20 protein-coding genes and 1 riboswitch are annotated in these 22565 nt (G+C 37.9%); of the genes, 10 read left to right on the top strand and 10 right to left on the bottom strand.

Annotation, left to right across the window (positions count from 1 at the left end):
* The first annotated feature begins 10 nt into the window (after positions 1–10).
* Positions 11–394, top strand: coding sequence for an ATP synthase subunit I (locus JFT89_RS24405; RefSeq protein WP_002089121.1), 384 nt, complete (start codon positions 11–13; stop codon positions 392–394).
* Positions 395–721: 327 nt separating this feature from the next.
* Here the strand turns inward: JFT89_RS24405 and pckA are convergent, their stop codons facing one another.
* Positions 722–2308, bottom strand: a complete 1587-nt coding sequence (gene pckA / locus JFT89_RS24410) for a phosphoenolpyruvate carboxykinase (ATP) (RefSeq protein WP_002089118.1) — start codon at positions 2306–2308, stop codon at positions 722–724.
* A 228-nt stretch (positions 2309–2536) separates the two neighbouring features.
* Positions 2537–2658, top strand: a riboswitch (SAM riboswitch).
* Between the two features lie 169 nt (positions 2659–2827).
* On the opposite strand from pckA, the gene metK reads away from it, so the two are divergent.
* Complete coding sequence (metK, locus tag JFT89_RS24415) at positions 2828–4027, top strand: methionine adenosyltransferase (protein WP_002015707.1); 1200 nt, start codon at positions 2828–2830, stop codon at positions 4025–4027.
* Positions 4028–4219: 192 nt separating this feature from the next.
* On the opposite strand, the gene JFT89_RS24420 is transcribed toward metK, so the two are convergent.
* A complete protein-coding gene (locus JFT89_RS24420) occupies positions 4220–4402 on the bottom strand; it encodes a hypothetical protein (RefSeq protein WP_002067721.1) in 183 nt (60 codons plus the stop codon).
* A gap of 6 nt (positions 4403–4408) precedes the next feature.
* Positions 4409–4588 carry a hypothetical protein gene (locus tag JFT89_RS24425; protein WP_002067722.1) on the bottom strand — a complete coding sequence of 60 codons (180 nt, stop codon included), beginning with the start codon at positions 4586–4588 and terminating at the stop codon, positions 4409–4411.
* Positions 4589–4855: 267 nt separating this feature from the next.
* Here JFT89_RS24425 and JFT89_RS24430 point away from each other — a divergent pair, with 267 nt between their 5' ends.
* The 6 genes from JFT89_RS24430 (at position 4856) to JFT89_RS24455 (ending at position 14179) form a co-directional block, all read left to right on the top strand.
* The gene (locus JFT89_RS24430; protein ID WP_002067723.1) at positions 4856–5365 is read left to right on the top strand and encodes a MogA/MoaB family molybdenum cofactor biosynthesis protein; all 510 of its coding nucleotides are present in this window, start codon (positions 4856–4858) and stop codon (positions 5363–5365) included.
* The gene (gene mobA, locus JFT89_RS24435; protein WP_033707239.1) at positions 5362–5952 is read left to right on the top strand and encodes a molybdenum cofactor guanylyltransferase; all 591 of its coding nucleotides are present in this window, start codon (positions 5362–5364) and stop codon (positions 5950–5952) included. Before JFT89_RS24430 ends, mobA begins: the two co-directional genes overlap by 4 nt.
* 466 nt (positions 5953–6418) lie before the next feature.
* Positions 6419–8278, top strand: coding sequence for a GAF domain-containing sensor histidine kinase (locus tag JFT89_RS24440; protein WP_201040818.1), 1860 nt, complete (start codon positions 6419–6421; stop codon positions 8276–8278).
* Complete coding sequence (locus tag JFT89_RS24445) at positions 8253–8891, top strand: response regulator (protein WP_033707240.1); 639 nt, start codon at positions 8253–8255, stop codon at positions 8889–8891. Before JFT89_RS24440 ends, JFT89_RS24445 begins: the two co-directional genes overlap by 26 nt.
* A 242-nt stretch (positions 8892–9133) precedes the next feature.
* Positions 9134–13270: a S8 family serine peptidase gene (locus JFT89_RS24450; protein ID WP_201040819.1), complete on the top strand. Its 4137-nt coding sequence runs from the start codon at positions 9134–9136 to the stop codon at positions 13268–13270.
* A gap of 309 nt (positions 13271–13579) precedes the next feature.
* The gene (locus JFT89_RS24455) at positions 13580–14179 is read left to right on the top strand and encodes a TasA family protein (protein WP_033707241.1); all 600 of its coding nucleotides are present in this window, start codon (positions 13580–13582) and stop codon (positions 14177–14179) included.
* Between the two features lie 153 nt (positions 14180–14332).
* Here JFT89_RS24455 and JFT89_RS24460 read toward each other — a convergent pair whose 3' ends face one another.
* From JFT89_RS24460 to JFT89_RS24470, 3 genes are all read right to left on the bottom strand, one after another.
* Complete coding sequence (locus JFT89_RS24460; protein WP_033707242.1) at positions 14333–15475, bottom strand: glycosyltransferase family 4 protein; 1143 nt, start codon at positions 15473–15475, stop codon at positions 14333–14335.
* A 12-nt stretch (positions 15476–15487) separates the two neighbouring features.
* Positions 15488–16021, bottom strand: a complete 534-nt coding sequence (locus tag JFT89_RS24465) for a phosphatase PAP2 family protein (protein WP_002067733.1) — start codon at positions 16019–16021, stop codon at positions 15488–15490.
* A 299-nt stretch (positions 16022–16320) separates the two neighbouring features.
* Entirely contained in the window at positions 16321–16833 is a 513-nt protein-coding gene (locus JFT89_RS24470) for a gamma carbonic anhydrase (protein ID WP_002015678.1), read from the bottom strand.
* A 74-nt stretch (positions 16834–16907) separates the two neighbouring features.
* Between JFT89_RS24470 and JFT89_RS24475 the strand changes: the two genes are divergently transcribed.
* Together JFT89_RS24475 and JFT89_RS24480 are read left to right on the top strand one after the other, a co-directional pair.
* Positions 16908–17711 carry an alpha/beta hydrolase gene (locus JFT89_RS24475; RefSeq protein WP_201040821.1) on the top strand — a complete coding sequence of 268 codons (804 nt, stop codon included), beginning with the start codon at positions 16908–16910 and terminating at the stop codon, positions 17709–17711.
* A gap of 40 nt (positions 17712–17751) precedes the next feature.
* Entirely contained in the window at positions 17752–18816 is a 1065-nt protein-coding gene (locus JFT89_RS24480) for a tetraprenyl-beta-curcumene synthase family protein (protein WP_002145277.1), read from the top strand.
* A 34-nt stretch (positions 18817–18850) separates the two neighbouring features.
* On the opposite strand, the gene JFT89_RS24485 is transcribed toward JFT89_RS24480, so the two are convergent.
* The 4 genes from JFT89_RS24485 to JFT89_RS24500 form a co-directional block, all read right to left on the bottom strand.
* Entirely contained in the window at positions 18851–20152 is a 1302-nt protein-coding gene (locus tag JFT89_RS24485) for a PepSY-associated TM helix domain-containing protein (protein WP_201040823.1), read from the bottom strand.
* A 155-nt stretch (positions 20153–20307) separates the two neighbouring features.
* Entirely contained in the window at positions 20308–20982 is a 675-nt protein-coding gene (locus tag JFT89_RS24490; protein WP_016095953.1) for an aspartate/glutamate racemase family protein, read from the bottom strand.
* Between the two features lie 24 nt (positions 20983–21006).
* Positions 21007–21687: a hypothetical protein gene (locus tag JFT89_RS24495; protein ID WP_002067629.1), complete on the bottom strand. Its 681-nt coding sequence runs from the start codon at positions 21685–21687 to the stop codon at positions 21007–21009.
* 18 nt (positions 21688–21705) lie between these two features.
* Entirely contained in the window at positions 21706–22539 is an 834-nt protein-coding gene (locus tag JFT89_RS24500) for an ABC transporter ATP-binding protein (protein ID WP_002067630.1), read from the bottom strand.
* Positions 22540–22565: the final 26 nt, after the last annotated feature.

Here is a 22565-nt window from a genome sequence, read left to right on the forward strand (position 1 = left end):
GGAGTACAATATGATTAGTATGTCATTAAGGTCGTTTAAAATTCAATCGTATTATCTACTAGGTATTCTGTTATTAGGCTGGATGTTAACACCGTTTTCAGCACATTTTCTAGGTGCAGGAATTGGACTTATTGTAAGCATGTATTGTGTTTGGATTTTAGGAAGGCGTATCGAAAAGCTTGGAGATAGTATAGTAAAGAAGACGAAAGCGCCGACGCTTGGTATGTTTAATCGCTTTGCAGCTGCAATTTTGGGTGCTATTATTATGTACGAAATCGAGCATCATATGGTAATGTGGGCATTTGCAGTAGGTATTCTGGGTGGTTATTTCTTAATCGTTATTAATTTAGGGTATTATAGTATGAAGGATGAAGAAGAATTAACAAAGGGCTGAAAAAGATAAAAAGCTTCTTTTTAGATGGAATAGAGGATCTGGCGATGGATAGAAGCGGTCAGATCCTTTTTTAGTCCCATGCGGTGTGAAACCAGAAGGATGTAGTGAGTGGGAAAATAGTTTATATGTTCGAAGCCGTGGTTTGTATGTGGGTAAATTAAAGAATATATAGAAAGAAGCTTACGCGGAAAACGTAAGCTTCTTTTTTATGTAAGTGTGTGTAACCGTTAAGCCGCATTGGGTTTTGTCGGTGAGTACGCGGAACTTTACGGTTACACGACACTTATTCATATGAGTAAAAGGGTTATTCCAACAGAAAATTTGTAATTAAGCGATTGGACCGCCTAAGTTAATAATAGCTTCAGAAACGCTATCGAATTTTTTGAAGTTTTCTTTAAATTCGTTTGCAAGCTCAATTGCTTTCGCTTTGTAAGCATCTTTATCAGCCCAAGTTTGTTCAGGCATTAATACTTCATCAGGTACACCTGGAACATGACGAGGTACTTCAAGGCCAAAGATGTCGTGTTTTGCAGTTTCAGCTTTAGCAAGTTCACCGCTTAGTGCTGCTTGAATCATTGCACGAGTGTAACCTAAGTTCATACGTTTACCAACGCCGTATTCGCCACCAGTCCAGCCAGTGTTTACTAAGAATACTTTCGCATCATGTTTCTCGATTTTTTCACCAAGCATTTCAGCATAACGAGATGCATCAAGCGGTAAGAACGGTGAACCGAAGCAAGTAGAGAATGTAGCTTGCGGAGATGTAACACCGCGCTCTGTTCCTGCTAGTTTACTAGTGTAACCGCTTAAGAAATGGTACATAGCTTGCTCTTTTGATAACTTACTGATTGGAGGCAATACGCCAGATGCGTCAGCAGTTAAGAAAATAATTGTATTTGGGTGTCCTGCAACACTTGGCAGTACGATATTGTCAATCGCATGCATAGGGTATGCAGCACGTGTATTTTCTGTTAAAGTAGTATCGTTATAGTCAGCGATGCGTGTTTGACCATCAATGACAACGTTTTCTAAAACTGAACCAAATTTGATTGCATCGAAGATTTGTGGCTCTTTCTCATGAGAAAGGTTTACACATTTTGCATAGCAACCGCCTTCAATATTGAATACGCCGTTATCAGACCAACCGTGCTCATCGTCACCGATTAATTTACGGTTTGGATCAGCAGATAATGTTGTTTTGCCTGTTCCAGATAAACCGAAGAATAGTGCTACGTCGCCTTCTTCGCCTACGTTTGAAGAGCAGTGCATAGAAAGAATGTCTTGTTCAGGTAGTAAGAAGTTCATAATAGAGAAGATTGATTTTTTCATTTCTCCAGCGTATTCTGTACCACCGATTAGTACGATACGTTTTTCGAATGAAACCATAATGAATGCTTCAGAATTTGTACCGTCAATTGCTGGATCTGCTTTGAAGTTTGGTGCAGAAACAATTGTGAACTCTGATTCGTGAGTTGCTAATTCTTCTTCATTTGGACGAATAAATAATTGATGTACGAACAAATTATGCCATGCATATTCGTTAACAACTTGAATTGGTAGGCGATAGTTGCGATCAGCGCCAGCAAATCCTTTGAAGATGAATAACTCTTCTTTTTCTTTTAAGTATTCTAAAACTTTTATATATAATTTATTAAAATGTTCTTCAGAGATCGGTTGGTTCACGGCTCCCCAAGCAATTTTGTCAGCAACCGATGCTTCCTTCACAATAAATTTATCCTTAGGAGAACGTCCTGTGTATTTTCCTGTTGAAGCAGAAACGGCACCAGTAGAAGTTAATTTCCCTTCGTTTCGCATTAATACTTTTTCCACTAATTGCGGAACACTTAATTGAATCTGTGCATTGCTTCCGTTCAATAATTCATGTAAACCAATTTGGACATTCACAGTACTCATATTTATATACCATCCTTTTCATTTAATGAAATATTTCTCGTAATCCCCATCAATAGTATAACACAATTATATAAATAATGTATACTATTTATTTATTTTTGTTTGTGTGAATGTATCATTTCCCTATTAATATTTCATTCTATGGGTATTGAGAAAAACTTTCAGGAAAATGTGAATATTAATTGACAAATGAATATCATTTCTTTAGTATAGGTTGGGACGGATACTCTCTTATCCCGAGCTGGCGGAGGGACAGGCCCGATGAAGCCCAGCAACCTCACTTGTAGTGGTAAATACAGGTGAATAGGTGCTAAAACCTGTGCGAGGCTAACGGTCTCGAACGATAAGAGCAAAGGGCAAAAAGCAGTATGCAAGTAGCAAATTAAACCTTTCCTCTATGTTAAGTAGGAAAGGTTTTTCTGTATGCTTGTGTGGGAGAATAAATGTATGTCGCAGTTTGTGGCAAATTAAGGATGAGTTCCGTACAATATATACAATTACTGTAGGGAGGTTTACCACATGACAAAAAAACGTCATCTGTTCACATCTGAGTCTGTAACTGAAGGACATCCAGATAAAATTTGTGACCAAATTTCTGATTCAATTTTAGATGCGATCTTAGCAAAGGACGCAAATGCACGTGTGGCTTGTGAAACAACTGTAACAACTGGTTTAGTATTGGTAGCGGGGGAAATTACGACTTCTACTTACGTAGATATTCCAAAAATCGTTCGTGAAACAATTCAAGGCATTGGTTACACACGCGCAAAATACGGATTCGATGCAGAAACTTGTGCAGTTTTAACATCTATCGATGAGCAATCTGCTGACATCGCTATGGGTGTTGACCAAGCACTAGAAGCACGCGAAGGTCAAATGACTGACGCTGAGATTGAGGCAATTGGTGCGGGAGACCAAGGTTTAATGTTTGGCTTCGCATGTAATGAAACACAAGAATTAATGCCACTTCCAATCTCGCTTGCTCACAAATTAGCTCGTCGTTTAACTGAAGTACGTAAAGATGACACATTATCATACTTACGTCCGGATGGAAAAACGCAAGTTACAGTTGAGTATGATGAAAATGGTAAACCTGTACGTGTGGATACAATTGTAATTTCTACACAACATCATCCAGATGTTACGTGGGAAGAAATCGATCGCGATTTAAAAGAGCACGTAATTAAAGCTGTAGTTCCAGCAGAATTAATGGATGGAGAAACGAAATTCTTCATTAACCCAACTGGCCGCTTCGTAATTGGTGGACCACAAGGTGATGCTGGTTTAACAGGGCGTAAAATTATCGTTGATACTTACGGTGGATATGCTCGCCATGGCGGTGGTGCATTCTCTGGTAAAGATGCAACGAAAGTTGACCGTTCTGCAGCATATGCAGCTCGTTATGTTGCGAAAAACATCGTAGCAGCTGGTCTTGCTGACAAAGCAGAAGTACAACTTGCATACGCAATTGGCGTAGCACAACCAGTATCAATTTCAGTTGATACATTAGGCACTGGTAAAGTATCTGAAGACGTATTAGTAGAACTAGTTCGTAACAACTTCGATCTTCGCCCAGCTGGTATTATTAAAATGCTAGACTTACGTCGCCCAATTTACAAACAAACAGCAGCTTACGGCCACTTCGGACGTACTGATGTAGATCTTACATGGGAACGTACAGACAAAGCAGCTACTTTAAAAGAGCAAGCTGGTCTATAATATATGAAAAAAAGCTTTGCGCGGTGAGCGCAAAGCTTTTTTTATTTGGTTTTATCCCGTATTAACGGGCAGTAAGCCTCCCACCTCAAAATTCGGCTGTAAAGCAAAAAAGTTAGGTAGGAGGCTAACTGCCCGTAAAAGCCCGATTGGTGAAGGCTAATAATCAGTGGGGAAGAACAAAATCCCCACTGATTAAAGTTTCACTTTATTTACTACTTGAATGCAAGAACTACAATAAACTTCCCCGTCTAGCTCAATATACTTCTTCATATTTGTCATACCACTTGCGGGAAATGGCATATGAATCCACGCTTTTTCATACGTTTGTATTTCCTTTTCACATGATTTACAAAGGATTGGTTTCTTACGGAACATAGACGGTCACCCTTTCAGTTGGCGTGCTTTTCCTGCGCAAAAAGCACTGCTCAGTAAAAATAGCGTTGCGAATATAATACTCACTAATGTAGCGTATGGAATCGCACCTTTTAAGGAAAAGCCGACAGTGATGGAAGCAACAAATAAGAGAATGAATGTTGTTGTTAATTTTTTATAAAGTTCCATAGTGTGGGAACCTCCGAATTGTTTTGTATTGTAAATTTTAAAACTAAATTTAAACCTATTATGTAGAGAACATAAGAAGAGATAAATAGTAGCTAATGATGTGAAAGCTAGGAGTATAAGAAATGGAAATAGTATACCTATTTAAATTCCTTTTTGTGGGTGCTAATACTTATATTGTATCATGACGTATCGGTGGCTTCATACAGAATTGTGTAAAGGTATGTATGATAAAATGAAGAAAAGCTTTTAAGAAAGGAAAGATGAAGAATGAGTGTAATGGAACATAAAAAACAAGCACCGAAAGAAGTACGTTGTAAGATTGTAACGATCTCAGATACACGTACGGAAGAGACGGATAAGAGTGGTCAATTGTTACATGCATTATTAATAGAAGCAGGACATAAAGTGACCTCTTATGAAATTGTGAAAGATGATAAAGAAAGTATTCAGCAAGCAGTGTTAGCAGGTTATCATAGGAAAGATGTTGATGTCGTGTTAACGAATGGCGGAACTGGTATTACGAAACGTGATGTAACGATTGAGGCAGTGTCAGTGTTATTAGATAAAGAAATTGTTGGATTTGGTGAGTTGTTCCGTATGATAAGTTACTTAGAAGATATCGGAAGTAGTGCGATGTTAAGTAGAGCAATCGGCGGTACAATCGGGCGTAAAGTTGTCTTTTCGATGCCAGGGTCTAGCGGAGCGGTTCGTCTTGCGATGAATAAGTTAATTTTACCGGAATTAGGTCATATTACATTTGAGCTGCATCGTCAATGAAAATTGCAGGAATTGTATTAGCTGGTGGACAGTCTAGTCGTTTCGGAGAACCGAAAGCATTGGCAACTTGGCGCGGGAAAACATTTATTGAGTATAGTATAGAGGCATTGAAAGAGGTTGTTACAGACGTTGTTGTAATTAGCAATCCAGCGATTACTAATGATCTCTTGCATATATTGCATGTACCAGTTGTAGAAGATATTGCGATGTATAAAGGAAAGGGTCCGCTTGCTGGTTTATTAACAGGCATGGAATTCGTAGATGCAGATTGGTATATCGTTGCACCGTGTGATACACCAAATGTTTCGAAAGAATGGGCGATGGCATTTATAGAACGAGTAGATGAAGCGTATGAAGCAATTGTTCCATTGGTGGAGGGGCGGAAACAACCACTGTTAGCATTGTATCATCACCGAGCAAAAGAAAAAATAGAGCGGTTATTAAAAGAAGATAAGAGAAGTATGCAGGGGCTATTATCTCATTGTAAAACGCAGTATATTACGGCAGAAGAATCACAGCTGTCGAAGGGGTTATTTCTTAATGTAAATACAAAAGAAGAATATAGTCAATTACAGAATAGAAAATGAATGTGGAAGAAGAAAATATATAATGGAGAGTGAATTACTGAAAATATATGAACAACTTGGATTTAAAGTAGTATCTTCTACCGGTAAAAACCAATTATGAAATTGATTCATATACATCTTTAGTTCTATATGATAGACATAGAATATATTTACAATTATAACATTTGATGGGTAGCGGAATAGAGAGGCCTGTTTTATACTAATATTGTGTCATCCCTTCTAAGGGACAGCGCACAGCCGGTGATTGGCTAATGAGAACATTCTCATTTTGCCAGTGCCGGTTTTTTAGTAGATAATGATGATAATAAAGTGAAACTATAATCAGTTGGGGTTTTGTTCATTCCCTACTGATTATTAGCCTTCACCAATCGGGCGTTTACGGGCAGCAGGGCTCCCACCTGACTTTTGAGGTGGGAGTCTTACTGCCCGTAAATAGCGGGATAAATTTTTTGAGGGAGGGATCGTTTTGAAAAAGATAGATTTTACTTCTATGAGAGAGCAAGTAGCTAGTTTTTATATTTATTCTATCTCTTTTCTTGGTTTAATTGCTGTTATTATTTCCTTATTTTTAAGTGAAATGCCTTCCCATCTTATACTGCTTTTGTTGTTAATTATGTTTATGGGAATTACTGAGTATTTTCCTATCCGCATTTGGAGAGGGGGAATCACACTCAGCCTTACACTTATTTATACAATGAATTGGCAGTTTGGAATGCATATAACTGTTGTTTCGTGTGTGGGTGTGATGTTATGTATCCAATTGTTTCGCCGCTTATCTATGCAAAGGACAGTATTTAATTGTGCGCAACTTGCTCTTAGTATCGTATTAGCAGAATGGCTTTCCGGTGAATGTTTCTCTCTTTTTATTTCTGGAATGAATCTTTCAGTTTTATGTGAAAAATTCATAATTTTGTTTTTATTCAGCGCATTCCTTTGCCTTTTTAACGGTTTATTTTACGATCTTTTAATCATACTTCTTCCTCAGCCCTATCCGCTAGAAGAGTGGCGTAAAAAGAATATGTTAGTACTCTTGAGTTTGAGTTTTTGTTTATTTTATTCTTCACTTATACATATTTTAGATTACCGATATCGCGGAGTGATGGATGAAATTATGGTTCTGTTCTTCTTTTTCCCGCTTGTGGCAATCTGTATCATTAGCTCTTTCGTTAGACAAATACGGGTGGAAAAAGAACGATTGTATAAGCTTTTTTCCATTACGACGGAATTAAGTCGTGGACTATCTGCTGGCAACTTACAGCAGATGAAACAATCACTGAAAGGATTTCTAGGAATACAGGCATATGTTTTATGGGCGAAAGATGAAGAGAACTGGACACTTTTATTAAAGGATGGAAAAGTACGTCGTGATATTTCTAATTATTCTGACCTGTATAAGGAGTTTGAAGAGATATCCGAAACTGTTGTTGTTACTGATTGGAAAACAGGTATGGCTCCGGGAGATGAAGTGTTTGAAAAGACTATGCGCTCTCTTGTATATTTACCTCTTAAGGTAAATCATGAATTAGTTGGAATGTTTGTGGCAGGGAAAAGCAGGAGTGCGAGTTTTATTACTGAAGATGTACAAACTTTAGCTACGTTTGCTAATCAGTTAGGTAGCTTGCTTAAAACGCGGACACTCATCTCTGAACAGGAAAAAAGAACGATTTTAGAAGAACGAAATCGAATTGCTCGTGAAATCCACGATGGAATCGCACAAGCATTGGCCGGAGTGATATTTCAGATGGAGTCGGCTCAGAAAAAATATGCAGATCGACCAAAGGACATGCAGCAAGTGGTAGATACAAGCATAAAAAAATTACGGAAGAGTTTAAGTGAAGTTCGTTATTCTATTTATGCTTTAAAGCCATATCCAACACAAAGATTAGGACTAAAACAAGCAATTATAAATAAAGTTCAATCCTTAAAACAAGAATATGGTCTAGCCATTACATATCATGAAAGAGGCCGTTCTCGAAAACTTAGTTTTACGAAAGAACGAGTTATTTTCGATACTTTACAGGAGAGCTTGCAGAACATTATAAAGCATGCAAAGGCAGATAAAGTTGACATTTTATTAAGCTATCAACGGGAACATGTACTTTTAAAGGTAAAGGATAACGGAATTGGCTTTTCTCTTTTTGAATCTATGATTAAAGCAAAGCATGAGCCGCATTATGGTATATTACATATGAATGAACAGGCTGAACAGCTAGGGGCTGTCCTTCAGATTGATAGTTCAGCAGGAAAAGGTACAGAAATCACATTGTTAATTCCAGATTCAGAAATGGGGGAGGAGTATCATGATTCGAATATTAGTAGTGGATGATCATACTGTTTTGCGTGATGGAATTCGAAGTATATTGGAACTCGAATCTGATATGCGAGTAGTTGGAGAGGCTGTTTCCGGGGATGAAGTAGTAAAAAAAGTGGAAGAGTGTAGGCCTGATTGTATTTTAATGGATATTAATTTGCCGGGGAAAAATGGTATTGAGGCTACATCACTCGTGAAAGATCAGTATCCGAGCTGCCGTGTTCTCGTATTAACTATGTATGAACATGATGAATACTTGATGGCTGCTCTTCGGGCAGGTGCAGACGGTTATTTACTGAAGGATTCATCATCCGATCAGGTAGTGGCGGCAATCCGAATGGTATTACAAGGAGATTCTGTGATTCATCCGCGTATGACTAAAAAGTTGATTACATATCATCAGCAAACGAAATCAGAATCAAATGAAAATGAACTAACAGAGCGTGAAAAAGAAATACTGTTTGAATTGGCTAAAGGTCTTAGCAATAAGGAAATTGCTGAAGCTCTATATATCAGTGACAAGACAGTTAAAATCCATATTAATAAAATTTTCAGAAAACTAAATGTGAAAAGCCGTTCACAAGCAGTCATATATGCCGTGCGAAATCAGCTTGTTCCATTTTCTTAAATAAAAATCATTTAAAAGAACTACCCCGCACTTTATTATTTTACTCAAAATAATAAAGCGCGGGGTAGTTCTTTTGTACTATACGGTATAGAACTAATAACTAAAAAAATATTACTTTTTGATAATTTTCAGAAAAGTTTTAATTTAATAAGATAAGAAAGTAGAGTTGTAGCCTAATAGCTTCGGAAATTTATGTTATGCAATGACTACAGATACAAATAAATTTAGATGGGGGAACTTGTATGAAGAGAGGAAAATTTGGGAGGGTTCTTACAGGAACGTTAGCTGTAGGTATGCTATTGTCACAAGGTATTCCGTATAATGTATTGGCAGAAAGCGTGGTTGAACTGAAGCCAGTTGATAATGCGGAACAGGTACTAATGAATCTGTCTTCAGAGCAAAGAAAGGCGTTGGAACAGTTAGATGTAAGTCCTAATTTTACGATTTCACCTGATATTGATACTAATAGTCCTAAATTAGTTAACGTTATCGTGGAATTCAATCAAGCTCCAGCAAAAATTGAAGTGATGAAACAAGCAGCGAAAGGGAAGAAAATAGCAGCTACTACTGCGCAAGCAAAAGTGGATGAAGAACATAAAGTGTTTAAGCAACATGTCGAATCTTTAAAATCGAAGAAGGATGCTGGTACTTATGATACGAAAAAAATGGAAATCACACGTGAATATAAGAATGCAATTAACGGTGTAGCGATGACAGTACCTGGTGTGGCTGTGCAGGAGTTAATCCAATCTGGAGTAGTAAACCGTGTCTTTAAAGATTACGAGGTAAAAGTAGAACCTCCAGTAGAAACACAAAAAGAAATCCAGCCAAAAATGGCAGACAGCATTCCGCAAATTGGTGTGGACAAGCTTCATGCAGAAAATATTACAGGTAAAGGGATTAAAGTCGGCGTTCTTGATACAGGTGTTGACTATAATCATCCAGATTTAAAAGATGCTTATAAAGGCGGATATGATTTTGTAGATAACGATGCAAATCCGATGGAAACAACGTACGAGGATTGGATAAAAGCTGGTAAGCCAGAGTATCCAGGGTTAGTGTACTATACAAACCATGGTACACATGTAGCGGGGACAATCGCAGCTCAAAAGAAAAACAATGCCGATTACGCTGTAAAAGGTGTGGCACCTGATGTAGATTTATATGCTTACAGAGTCCTAGGACCATGGGGCGGAGGAAATACAGCGGGAATCCTTGCTGGGATGGATAAAGCAATTGCAGATGGTATGGATGTCATCAACATGTCGCTAGGCGCGCAGACGAATGATCCGCTATATGCTACTTCTGTCGCAGTAAATAACGCCATGCTTTCAGGAGTAGCGACAGTTGTTGCCGCAGGAAACAATGGACCAAACGAAAAGACGCTCGGTTCCCCTGGAACGGCAGCTCTTGGTATTTCAGTAGGGGCAAGTGATGCTGCCATGTCTATTCCTACATTCAGCGCAAGTGTATCTAACGAAAAATTTGAAAATATGCAGCTATTAGGAAAAGATTTTCCTGATAAGTTAGAAGATCTACAAGGACAATCGTTACCGATTGTATTTGCGGGACTTGGTAAACCAGCTGATTTTACGGGGAAAGATCTTAACGGAAAAATTGCGTTAATTCAGCGCGGAGAAATTACGTTTGATGAAAAAATTAAAAATGCAAAAAATGCTGGAGCAAAAGCGGTTATCGTATATAACAATGCTGACGGCCAAATATTTGCCTACTTAGGTGAGGGGGTAGGTCTTATTCCATCTTTCCGCCTGTCAAAAGCGGATGGCGAACGGTTAAAGGCGCTAGGAGAAGTATCTTTCAAATTCGAAACGCTGGGCAATACAAAAACGGAAGGTGATCACTTAGCTGATTTCAGCTCACGCGGACCGGTAAACGGAAATTATGACATTAAGCCGGATGTAGTCGCTCCTGGTGTGTCGGTTTTCTCTACTGCACCAGAATATATCAATGATCCGCAGGACGGTATAAATTACGGCAATGCATATGTACGCTTGTCTGGTACTTCTATGGCGTCTCCTCATGTAGCGGGTACAGCAGCATTGATCCTGCAGCAGCATCCAGAATACACACCTTTCGATGTAAAAGCGGCTCTTATGAATACATCCGATGATTTGAACGGCCAAAATTCCGTATACGAAGTGGGTGCGGGGCGCATTGATGCGTATCAAGCTGTTCATACGGACACATCCATTAAAGTATTAGATAAAACACAAAATGTCGAGAATGGAAAAGTTGTCGAAATTGACGAACAAACAGGTTCCATCGTGTTTGGTAGACATGTTAAGCAAGGGGATAAACCGATTGAAGCGAGCAAAAAAGTGGCTGTCCAGAACAACAGTAAAGAAGAAAAATCCTTTAAAGTAGAAGTGGAGTATCACGGTGAGCGTACAGGTATTCAAGATGCAGTAAAGAACGGTATACAAGTTGAGGTGCCTGCATCTCTTACAGTGGCAAGTGGAAAGTTACAGGAACTGCAGCCAAAAATTACGATTCCTGCTAGTGCAGCGAAAGGCAGATACGAAGGATATATTCATGTAACGAATGCGAACAATCCGTCCGAAACGTATCAAATTCCATTTGCTGTCATGGTGACGGAAAAGGGATTTGAATATGTAAAGACAAGTGCACCATCCGTAACAAATACAACGCCTTTTTGGCAAGGTTTATACCCTTTTGTTCACGGAATAATAAAGTTGAATAGTCAGATGCAAACAATCGATGTGCTTGTTAAGGACAGCAAAACAGGGAAAGCTGTAGGTTTTATAGGAACAGCGAACACTAGTAAATTACTGATAGATATAGAAACTTATCTTATGAATGCATTCAGTGGTACTGTCTATCCATTTACAAACGATCCTTCTAAGCCAATTGGCGATCTTCCTGTGAAGCTTCCAGCAGGCGATTATATATTGGAATTTATTGCGCACGATGAGGAAGGGAAATCATATGTTGCAGATAATCCGCTTATCGTGGACAATACAGCACCGGAAGTGAACATGGATAAAAAACCGGGTGTAATTGAGGTTAATGACTCCATGTTTACAGTAGAGGATGGACAAAAAGCAGTATGGCTGCATGGAACAGCTAAGGATGCAACAGTGGATCTATTAAAATCCAAAGGGTTGAACTACGATCAATCGTCTAACGAAATGGGGTACTCTGCAAACTCTGGGTTCATAAATGGGTACTTCCCAATACAAGCAAACGGAGATGTAAAATTCGGTATTGAGGAAAGCGACATTGCAAAAAAACCTTTAAATTTGACTTTGACTACGTCTGATATCGCGACGGCAGTTGGTAAACAAAACTATGTTTTCGTAAAAGAAGGTACGGAATATACGACTTCTAGTTACGATAAGAAAGACGTGAAAATTGACGATACAGTTACGATGACACTTAGCCTCAATAATGTAAAGCAGCTTGTATCTGGAGAATTCCAAGTAGGGTTCAATAACGATTTGTTTAAGTTTGAGAATGTGAAGCTGAACAATGCGGCAAACGAGTATGCAAAGGAAAAGGGCCTGGAGGTATCGTTGCAAGAACCTGTGGTGACAGAAGGAACTAACACTAATACGGTGAAAGTTGGCGCATCTATGAAAGGGAATGCATTCAACGGTATGGACGGGGATATGCCTTTTCTTGATGTCACGTTCAAAGTAGTAAGTGATGCATATTACGATAATGCTACCGGATTTCAGGTGAATCAGGCGTCTTATATGAAAGCGGGACAAACAGCTGCTACTGCCATTCCTTATGTCGGTCCGGAAAGCTTTAACATCATTCCAACGCATTCGAGAGTGCAGGGTTATATCGGGCCGGAAGCATTTTTGAGAAATGACGGTAGTTTGTCAAAAGGTGATTATTCAAAAATCGGTGCCCAAGTATATGCAATGTCCCCAAAAGGTAAAAAATATCAGGGAACAATTGATAGTAGAGGGGAATACACGATTAAGGGTATCCCAGCTTCTAATGAAGCATATACAGTTGTTTTCGATGTTCGGGGACATCTCAAAGCGATGCAGAAATTCATTCCTGGATATTCTGTAAACGGTGAGATGCGCGGGCAACATGTTAGATTACGTGCTACAAATCTTGCGGGGGATGTGAATGGTGATAGATTGATTGACATTCGCGATATGCAAAGTGTAGTTGATGTATACGGTAAGAAAGATGCATCTATCTTGCCGCAAGACATCAACCAAGACGGTGTCGTAGACGAGAAAGATGTCCGCTTCATTGAGAAAAACTTCTTGCAAAAAGAAGTCGGTGTTCCAGAAGTAGTTAAGCCAAAAGAAACAATTGGCAAAAAAGGACTGGCAGATTTCTTACGTCAGATCGGTCTAGAACCGAAGAAATAAAGTGAAACTATAATCCGTGGGGGTTTTGTTCATCCCCCACGGATTATTAGCCTTCACCAATCGGACGTTTACTGCCTACAAAAAGCGGGATAAAAATAAGGTGACCTAGGAGTGGTTGTTGATAAAATAGGGGGGAATTTCATCTTCTGAAAATATCGATAGTCGCTCTTGAATAAAACAATAAGTTCTTTATTAAGAACTTATTGGCTATCTAAAAGGCATCAAATAAGGAAACAATTCGTTTTACCTCATATGGGCTTATCAGCTTTTGGCTGGTTTAAATATTATAAAAATAGGGGGATTATTAAAATGAGTCTTAAGAAAAAACTTGGTATGGGTGTTGCATCTGCAGTTCTTGGTTTATCTTTAATCGGAGGCGGAACGTTTGCGTACTTCAGTGATAAAGAAGTATCAGAAAACACATTTGCGGCTGGTACGTTAGATTTGAGCATTGATCCACAAGTTATCATCGATGTTGACAAAATCAAACCAGGTGATCAAATAGAACGCGATTTCCACTTAATCAACAGCGGTACTTTGAAAATTAAGGACGTTCATCTTCTTACTGATTACACTGTAACAGATGCAAAAGGTGATAATGGAAATGCTGATTTCGGTGATCATGTCAAAGTGGAGTTTTTATGGAACATAGACAAGAACACAGTTCCTGTATGGGAAACTACTTTGTCTGAATTGAAACAAGCTACTGCTGATGGCAACTTTCCTGATCTTGTAGAAAAAGGTGTTGTAAACTGGGAAGGAAACGGACTTGCTCCAGGCAAGGATGACACTTTCTATGTGAAATTCATATTTGAAGATAATGGAGAAGATCAAAACGTATTCCAAGGAGATACATTGAAATTGAACTGGACGTTCGATGCGGCGCAGACAAAAGGTAAAGAAAAATAAGTTCAAATGTTATTCATTATATCTATGTAACAACTTAGACGTTAAATAAAAGCGTAAGAAAAAGAGAGGTCATGCTACGAAGGATGACCTCTCTTTTTATATTTTATATAATATAGAAATTTCACTTGTAAATTGATGATACATAAGCTGCGTTTAAGCTAGCATTTCCGCTTTTCGACTTTGAATCACATCATCATAATGAATGAGTAAATCACTGAAAATTTCATCCCAGCTTTGTGTAGTAGCGTAAGAGTGAGTATCTTGGCTCATTTGTTTACGCATTTCTTCATTATTTAACAATTCATAAATAGATGACAAAAATGAGTTAGCATTTTTAGGTTCACAAAGAAAACCTGTTTTTCCATCTGTAATAATATTTTTAACCCCTCCACTATTCGCACCAATAACAGGTGTACCACATGCGAGTGACTCCAGCACGACGTTCCCAAATGTTTCAGTAGTAGATGGAAATACCATTAGATCGGAGGAAGCATAGACTTCAGCTAAATCTTTACCTTGTAAATATCCAGTAAAGGTTACATTTGTTTTTGGAACATTTTCATGCAGGCCCTTTGCGAGAGGTCCATCTCCAGCGATGAGCCAATGAATATCGTCACGTTCTTTGTTCGTCGTTTGAATAAGTGTTTGAAGGGTGTCGATATCTTTTTCAGGAGCAAGGCGTCCGACGTAGGAAAGAATATATTTCGCTGTAATATTATATTTTTTTCGGAATAGGTCTTTATTGTAAGTTGGATGAAAGAGAGTGCAATCTACACCACGTCCCCAAATATAGAGGGCCTGAAATCCTTTTTTCTTTAATTGATGTAATGTTTCAGGAGAAGGAACAAAGTTTTTTTGCATATGACTATGAAACCAACTTAAATAGTTCCATAGCATGTTAGAGAGGAATTCGATTTTGTAATAGCGTAAATAGGCGTCGAAATCAGTATGATAAGAACCGACAACAGGGATGTTCAACTTTTTTGCATAATACAATCCACAAAGTCCCATGTTGAAAGGTGTGGCAATGTGAATGATATCAGGTTTAAAGGCAAGAAGTTCCCGTTTAATACGCGGAGTAGGAAAAGAAAAGCGACATTCTGGATATAATATTGTTAACGGGATACTTCTCATTTTGTTCACATTCGCTACGAAGTTATCTTCTGCCGTATGCTGAGGGGCGAAAACAGAATAGGCGATATTTTCTCTTTGAAAATATTTAGTTAAACGTTCCAAAGTTTTCGCCACACCGTTGACTTGTGGTGTAAATGTATCGGTAAATATGGCGACTCTCATCATATCGCTCCTTTATGTGAAAAGTGGGATGAATTGATAAAAAGAGATGATGCCAGAGCAAGTGCCAAGGCACATGCCTACAAATACATCTGACGGATAATGAAGCCCTAAATAAATACGGGAAATACCGACGCATAGCGCTAACGGTAATAGAAAAGCAAGCAAGTTTGGATTATAGCAAATAAATGGAATGAGGACAGAGAAAACAGCCGTTGTATGTCCGGATGGAAAAGAATGATCTTTTAATGGATGAACTGGATATTTCGCATCCTGAATTGTTAAATAAGGGCGTTTTCGTGGATACCATCTTTTTAATATTTGCACAGGAATATGGCTAATTGTCAAAGAAATAGCAGTTGCAATTGCAGCTTGATGCAAATTCCCTGTTGCGAAAATTAAAAAGAATAGGGTAAGTGCAATGGAAAAACTTGCACCACCGATATGGGTAATATTGCTGAAAAAGATGTTTAATGTTTTTTGATCAAAGTAGCGATTAATTCCTTTGAAGATGTAACATTCTATTTTATATAGTCCACTGACCTTCATGAGATTTTTCCTCCCTCATTTACATATATATGGAGTTATTAACTTCTATTTTAATAAGATTTTATTGAGGGGATAATAAGGTTTTGTAAAGAAAAAGTTAGATTTTTTCATAAAGTGAAACTATAATCAGTGGGGGTTTTGTTCATCCCCCACTGATTATTAGCCTTCACCAATCGGGCGTTTACGGGCAGCCCGACTCCCACTTAACTTCTTTGCTCCATCCGAATTTTGAGGTGGGAGTTTTACTGCCCACAAATAGCGGGGTAAAAAAAGCTGCCAGTCTTATGGCAGCGATAAAATCACTTTTGTAACGATTTATAATATTGTCCTTTTTCAACGTATTGTGTGCGGATACGTTCCATATCTTTACGGTCTTCTTCTGTTAATTCGCGAATGACCTTCGCAGGGCGACCGAAAGCTAACGTATTAGGAGGGATTTTCTTTCCTTGTGAAACGAGACTACCAGCACCGATGAAAGCTCCTTCACCAATTTCAGCGCCATCTAATATGATAGATCCCATTCCGATTAAAGCATCTTTTTCAATTTTGCAGCTATGTAAAATAACTTGATGCCCAACGGTAACATCATCTTCTAAAATAAGAGGATACTGGGGGCTTTGGTGAAGTGTACATTGATCTTGTACATTTACTCTATTTCCAATTATCGTTGGTGATACATCACCGCGGATGACTGTATTAAACCAAATGCTAGATTCTTCGCCAATTGTCACATCGCCTGTAATGGTAACGTAGTCAGCGATAAAAGCACTACTCGCAATTTTCGGATTTTTTTCTTTGTAAGGATATATCATGTAAAGCCTTCCTTTCCTAGAGACTAGTTTTAGTGTATCAAATTATGAAAAAGAGTGAAATGGGGGAGTTTCGTATGTGGAACTATGAAGCGGAGGAAGCGAAAGCCGTCATTATTATAGTGCATGGTGCTATGGAATATCATGGGCGTTATGAAGCAGTTGCAGAAATGTGGAATCATATCGGTTATCACGTCGTTATGGGAGATCTTCCAGCACACGGAACAACTTCAAGAAATAGAGGACATATCGACTCATTTGATGAATACATAAAGGAAATAAAGTTATGGGTGAAAGAAGCAAGAAAATATAGATTGCCTATTTTTTTATTTGGTCATAGTATGGGAGGACTTGTCGTTATTCGTATGATGCAAGAAACGAAAAGAGAGGACATAGATGGGATTGTACTAAGCTCGCCTTGTTTAGGAGTATTAGCTGCACCTTCCGCTCCGCTTCGTGTTGCTTCGAAAATATTAAATGTCGTTGCCCCGAAATTGCAATTTGCAACAAATCTTACTGTAGAAATGTCAACTCGTAATCATGAAGTGAGAGACGCGATGGAGAATGATTCATTGTTCTTGCGCAAAGTATCAGTGCGTTGGTATAGTGAATTAATTAAGTCTATCGAGATTGCTCATGAGAAAATAGATGATTTTCCAGATGTTCCGCTCTTGCTAATGCAGGCATGTGAGGATAAACTTGTAGATAAAACACGTGTCCGTACATGGTTTGATAATGTTAAGATGAGTGATAAGGCATATAAGGAATGGCCTAATTGTTATCATGAGTTATTAAATGAGTATGAGCGTGATGAAATTTTGAATTATATTCAGTCATTTACTGAAATACGTGTCAATAATATAGTAGAAACAAACAAATAAATCATTATTTGTACATTGAATAGAGGAGATGAAGGAAGAAGTGAACGTACCGAGTAATCCCATAACGCTCATGGCCAAAGTATACCGTGATGTGTTTCCGGTTGTACACCATGAGCTAGCGGTGTGGAAAGAGCGTGCCTACCATATTCCGAATGACGAGCTTCATAGTCAAGCGATCGCAAGTATTGAAAATAAAACGTTTCATTGCGAGGGCGGTGGCATTTTAGCGCTGCTCGCAAATGAACACCGAGAGGAATGTATTCGTTTTATCGTAGCTTATCAAACGATTAGCGACTATTTAGATAATTTATGTGATCGTAGTACATCACTTGATCCGAAAGACTTTGCGGCTCTTCATGAGTCGATGGTAATGGCATTAAGTCCTGAAGTGGAAGGTGGCGGTAACTATTATCGTTACCGTGATGATCAAGATGATGGTGGTTATTTAGACGAACTTGTTGAAACATGCCAAGATGTTTTAAAGAAAACGAAGCACTATGACAAAATTGCTCCTGTTCTTCATGAGCTTGCTTGTTATTATTGTGATTTGCAAATTCATAAACACGTGAAATTAGAAGAAAGAGAACCACGCCTGAAAACATGGTTTGAAGCGCATAAAGAAAACTTACCACAGATGAGTTGGTTTGAGTTTTCAGCATGTGCAGGTTCTACGCTTGGAATTTTCTGTCTTGTAGCATATGCATTTCATGATGAATTACATGATGAAGATATTGCGAAAATTAGACAAGGATACTTTCCTTACGTTCAAGGACTTCACATCTTACTTGATTATTTCATCGATCAAGAAGAAGATCGTATAGGCGGGGATTTGAATTTCTGTAGTTATTATGAAAACGAGCAAGCTATATTAGATCGTATGAAACATTTTGTAGAAGAAGCAGAGAAGAGCATTGGTGATTTGCCTCATGCGAAGTTTCATCGTTTAATAAGCCGAGGATTACTTGGTATTTATTTATCAGACCAAAAAGTATCAGCACAAAAGAATATGCACAAAATGGCACGGCGCATTGTGAAATACGGAGGCCTCACTTCACGATTCTTCTACTGGAACGGGAAGATGTACCGAAAGAAAATGGCGCAGTGATGAAGAAAACCACTCAAATAGAGTGGTTTTTTTATTATGATCGTATTTTTGAAAATACGTATATGAGAAGTTCAATTGCGAAAATAACTAAAACAGATAGTCCGAATAAAGGCATGACAGCGCCCAGTATCACCATCATGATAATGAAAACGAATGTGCTTTTCTTATCTCTTTGTTTAGGAGGTGCAGCTAATTTTCCTTTCGGTTTTCTTGCTAGCCACATTTTCACTCCGTAATAAATGAGAAGTAATAAAGATAATGTCGTTAGTAAGCATAATATTTTATTAGGCCATCCGAATAAATGTCCTTCGTGAAGCGGGATACCGTAAGTGAACCATTGTGCAAATAATCCATAATCACGATAGTCCGTTTTTGAAATCAGTTCACCGCTATATTGATCAAAGTAAGCTGTTATTTCTTCATTTGGTGCCACGTGCATGCCCGTAATACCAGAACCACTTGATTTCGAAACAGTGAATACACCTTTCGGATCAGTAGGTAGTGAGATAACATATGGCTTCTTTATTTCAATTCCTTTTTGTAATTCATCAACTGAAATGGCTTTTGGCTCATTTGAATTAGATTCAGGAGGAGCTTCCTTTCTTGTTGCCCATGGTAATTCTTTTACCTTTGATTCAGGAGGAGCCATATACAATTTTGGATATCCGAGCGATTCATTTGACGCTGCAATTTTATAAATTTGGTTGCCCATAAATCCTGACCATGGCAACCCAGATGCGACTAGCAGAACGAGAGGAATTGTAAATATAATGCCGATAATAGAATGACGTCGTTTTGCTTTTTCTCGCTTATTGGATGCTGGTGTGTTTTTAAATTGGCGTATACTCATATACAACCCAGTCACAATTAAAAAGATTGTCCAGCACGCCGCAAGTTCTACTAAATAGTTGACGACAGTACCGCCTACTAAGAGGGAACTATGTAATTCTCGCATAATATTTGCGAACGTTTCATCTGCATTTTGATCCCCAACAATTTGGTTGTTGCTGTCTAAATAAACATATTTCTGCGTTCCTGTATATTCATTTGCGATTGTAAGTCTCGTATTATAATCCCCATTAAACTCACTAATTTTCGCCACACTATAATGCGGATATTTTTTCGCTGTTAATGAAATAGACTCAGACATCGAAATCGTTTCTGTTTGGGCGCTCTTCCCAAAATATAAATCTTTATAGATAAAATCCTCAACTTCTTCCCGAAATAAATACCCAATTCCGCTCAGTGACAAAGTAATAAGAAGCGGCGTAATAAAAAGCCCAGCATAAAAATGCCAACGCCAAAAAATGTAATGAAGCGAACGATTTTGTTTCATACTTCAGTTCCCCTAACCTTCCCTATATGAATAAACTACTTATTTAATATAGCGAGATTAAGTGTGATTACTTTGAAAAAATTGTGAAAAAAGTTAAAAGTTTTGGGGATTTTTATCAAACACAAAACACATTTCAAAAGGGATGTGTTCTATGTTTATGAAGACCTTCTTATATTTGATGCATACATCCTAACAACTGCTTTCGCAAGACATTGAGCGGAATCAACAAAGTCCTCACTCACCACGACATTCAAATCGGTACATGCGATAATAGCGGTATCTACTTCGTCTTTTAACTGTAAAACGAGCAGACTCCATAATTTGCGAGCTTCCTCAATTTCTCCGCATTTAATACAAGAAATAATTTGATTAATCATTTCTTGCCATTGTTCATTATGAACGTACTCTATATTACGTTTTGCAATCCCATCTTGATAAATACCTGCTTGAACAGTCGCTTCTGTTGCAAGAAGAGCGACTGTTTTTGTATTTTCAGGAATTGCTTTTAACGTCTCATCGACTATATTCAAAATAGGAATGGTAATAGAACGCTGTAATTCCTCGAAATAAAGATGCGCTGTATTGCAAGGCATAGCGATAAAGTCTACACCAGTACTTTCAAGTTTTTGTGCTCCTTCAATAATCGCTTTTTTCATCGCCTCGTGATCAATAGGGCGATCCATGTAAAACGGTGTTGGGCACGAATAAATCATCATATGAGGAAAGTCCATATCATGCTTTGCTCCATATATTGTTTGGCACCCTGCTACAACTGTATCGACGAATGGTCCGGTTGATTTTGGACCCATTCCTGCTAGTATTCCAATCATTGTTTAGTCCCCTTTAATATGTAATCAAAAACGTTTTCTGCGAACGAGAAAAAGAAATAAAGTAAGTAATAAAAATGAATATACGATAGCCCAAGCTGTAAGCCATAGAGTATGAGTAAGTATATTATATTTGTATTGTCCAAGCATTATAAAGCTTTCGACAGGTGGTAAAAACCATAGTAACTCTTTTTTTAACCGGATTGAGGCAATCGTCATAAGTAATATAAATGTAAGACTAAGCCAAGCGGTGCTTGCTTTTTGAATAATATTTCTAGTAAATAATGTTGCGATTGAAATTCCTAGTATAGATAAAGACATGTGAGCGAGAAATCCGACTAGAAATAAAGAAGCTGTCATTTTTTCATTAAACATTTGCAAAATAATTGGATAGATTACGGATATAAAAGATAAAACAGTACAAATAAGAAGAGCCGTAATATATTTACCAACGTATAATGCCGAAATATTATTTGTATGTGAAATAGTGATTTGTTCTTGTACAGGATCTTCAGTATGAAAAATTGTGACTGTAATCCAGGCAGATAATAAATAAAGTGCGAGTGCTGTTTCTAAGTATGTCGGTACAATGGGAGTTGGTTTATATGTATATACAAAAAGTAAGCTTATGCAGTACATCGCAATAGGAGGAATGTACTTATACGATTTTGTGTAGTCGAGAAAATGGTAACGAATAAGCGCAAACATAATAAACCTTCTTTCGATTTAAAAATTAGGCTGTAGCAGTGTGATAGATGCTTTTTTATGTAATAAAAACTGAAGCATTTCGTTTGTATATTCCTTTTCGATTTGTAATTGAATGAGGTTTTGATTTGAATTGTGTGTAACTTGTATAAATCCTGATTGCTTTTGTAGTTCTATAGATGAAAATGTTTCGTGAACAATTGCCTCAATATAGACCTGTTCTGTTGATTTTTGCACAGAGGTATCTTCCGCAATTGTATGATTTGCTAATGTCACAATTCTATCGGCGAAGTTTTCTAGTAGTTGTTTTTCGTGACATGTGAAGAGTATAGATATGCCTTGTTGTTTTAATGAGAGTAAAGTATGCTCTAATTCTTGCTGAGAGTTAGGATCGAGCCCAGAAAGAGGTTCATCTAGAATTAATAAATGGACGTCCGTAAGTAATGCTTGCATAATGCCTGTTTTTTGTTTCATACCTTTTGAAAAGTTTCGTACAACGTAATGCTTTGCATGATGTAGATGAAAAGATTCAAGGAGCATCGGAATTTTATTTCTTAAATATTTTGTTGATAAACCGTGAATGTGGCCGAGATGATATAAATAATCCTCTAATGTAAAACGAATTCCTTCAGGAAAATGTTCAGGGACATAACCGATTTGTATATGTTCTTTTCTTTGAAGTGTCCCTGCCGTAGGTGGAATAAAGCCTGCAATTATTTTGAGTAAAGTACTTTTTCCAGTCCCGTTCCCACCAATAATAGCGAGTGCTTCTCCTTCTGGAATGGATAAATCGATGTTGTCTAGTATAAGTGATTTGCCATACTTCTTTTGAATTCCCCTTAGTTCTACTAGCAAAGTTCTATCCTTCTTTCTTCAAATAT

The sequence above is a fragment of the Bacillus sp. TH25 genome (assembly GCF_016650935.1).
Taxonomy (GTDB): domain Bacteria; phylum Bacillota; class Bacilli; order Bacillales; family Bacillaceae_G; genus Bacillus_A; species Bacillus_A mycoides.

Bases quoted from the DNA above. Each gene is read 5' to 3' on its own strand.
- JFT89_RS24405 (WP_002089121.1), top strand. From the start codon at position 11: ATGATTAGTATGTCATTAAGGTCGTTTAAAATTCAATCGTATTATCTA.
- pckA (WP_002089118.1), bottom strand. From the start codon at position 2,308: ATGAGTACTGTGAATGTCCAAATTGGTTTACATGAATTATTGAACGGA.
- metK (WP_002015707.1), top strand. From the start codon at position 2,828: ATGACAAAAAAACGTCATCTGTTCACATCTGAGTCTGTAACTGAAGGA.
- JFT89_RS24420 (WP_002067721.1), bottom strand. From the start codon at position 4,402: ATGTTCCGTAAGAAACCAATCCTTTGTAAATCATGTGAAAAGGAAATA.
- JFT89_RS24425 (WP_002067722.1), bottom strand. From the start codon at position 4,588: ATGGAACTTTATAAAAAATTAACAACAACATTCATTCTCTTATTTGTT.
- JFT89_RS24430 (WP_002067723.1), top strand. From the start codon at position 4,856: ATGAGTGTAATGGAACATAAAAAACAAGCACCGAAAGAAGTACGTTGT.
- mobA (WP_033707239.1), top strand. From the start codon at position 5,362: ATGAAAATTGCAGGAATTGTATTAGCTGGTGGACAGTCTAGTCGTTTC.
- JFT89_RS24445 (WP_033707240.1), top strand. From the start codon at position 8,253: ATGATTCGAATATTAGTAGTGGATGATCATACTGTTTTGCGTGATGGA.
- JFT89_RS24450 (WP_201040819.1), top strand. From the start codon at position 9,134: ATGAAGAGAGGAAAATTTGGGAGGGTTCTTACAGGAACGTTAGCTGTA.
- JFT89_RS24455 (WP_033707241.1), top strand. From the start codon at position 13,580: ATGAGTCTTAAGAAAAAACTTGGTATGGGTGTTGCATCTGCAGTTCTT.
- JFT89_RS24460 (WP_033707242.1), bottom strand. From the start codon at position 15,475: ATGAGAGTCGCCATATTTACCGATACATTTACACCACAAGTCAACGGT.
- JFT89_RS24465 (WP_002067733.1), bottom strand. From the start codon at position 16,021: ATGAAGGTCAGTGGACTATATAAAATAGAATGTTACATCTTCAAAGGA.
- JFT89_RS24470 (WP_002015678.1), bottom strand. From the start codon at position 16,833: ATGATATATCCTTACAAAGAAAAAAATCCGAAAATTGCGAGTAGTGCT.
- JFT89_RS24475 (WP_201040821.1), top strand. From the start codon at position 16,908: ATGTGGAACTATGAAGCGGAGGAAGCGAAAGCCGTCATTATTATAGTG.
- JFT89_RS24485 (WP_201040823.1), bottom strand. From the start codon at position 20,152: ATGAAACAAAATCGTTCGCTTCATTACATTTTTTGGCGTTGGCATTTT.
- JFT89_RS24490 (WP_016095953.1), bottom strand. From the start codon at position 20,982: ATGATTGGAATACTAGCAGGAATGGGTCCAAAATCAACCGGACCATTC.
- JFT89_RS24495 (WP_002067629.1), bottom strand. From the start codon at position 21,687: ATGTTTGCGCTTATTCGTTACCATTTTCTCGACTACACAAAATCGTAT.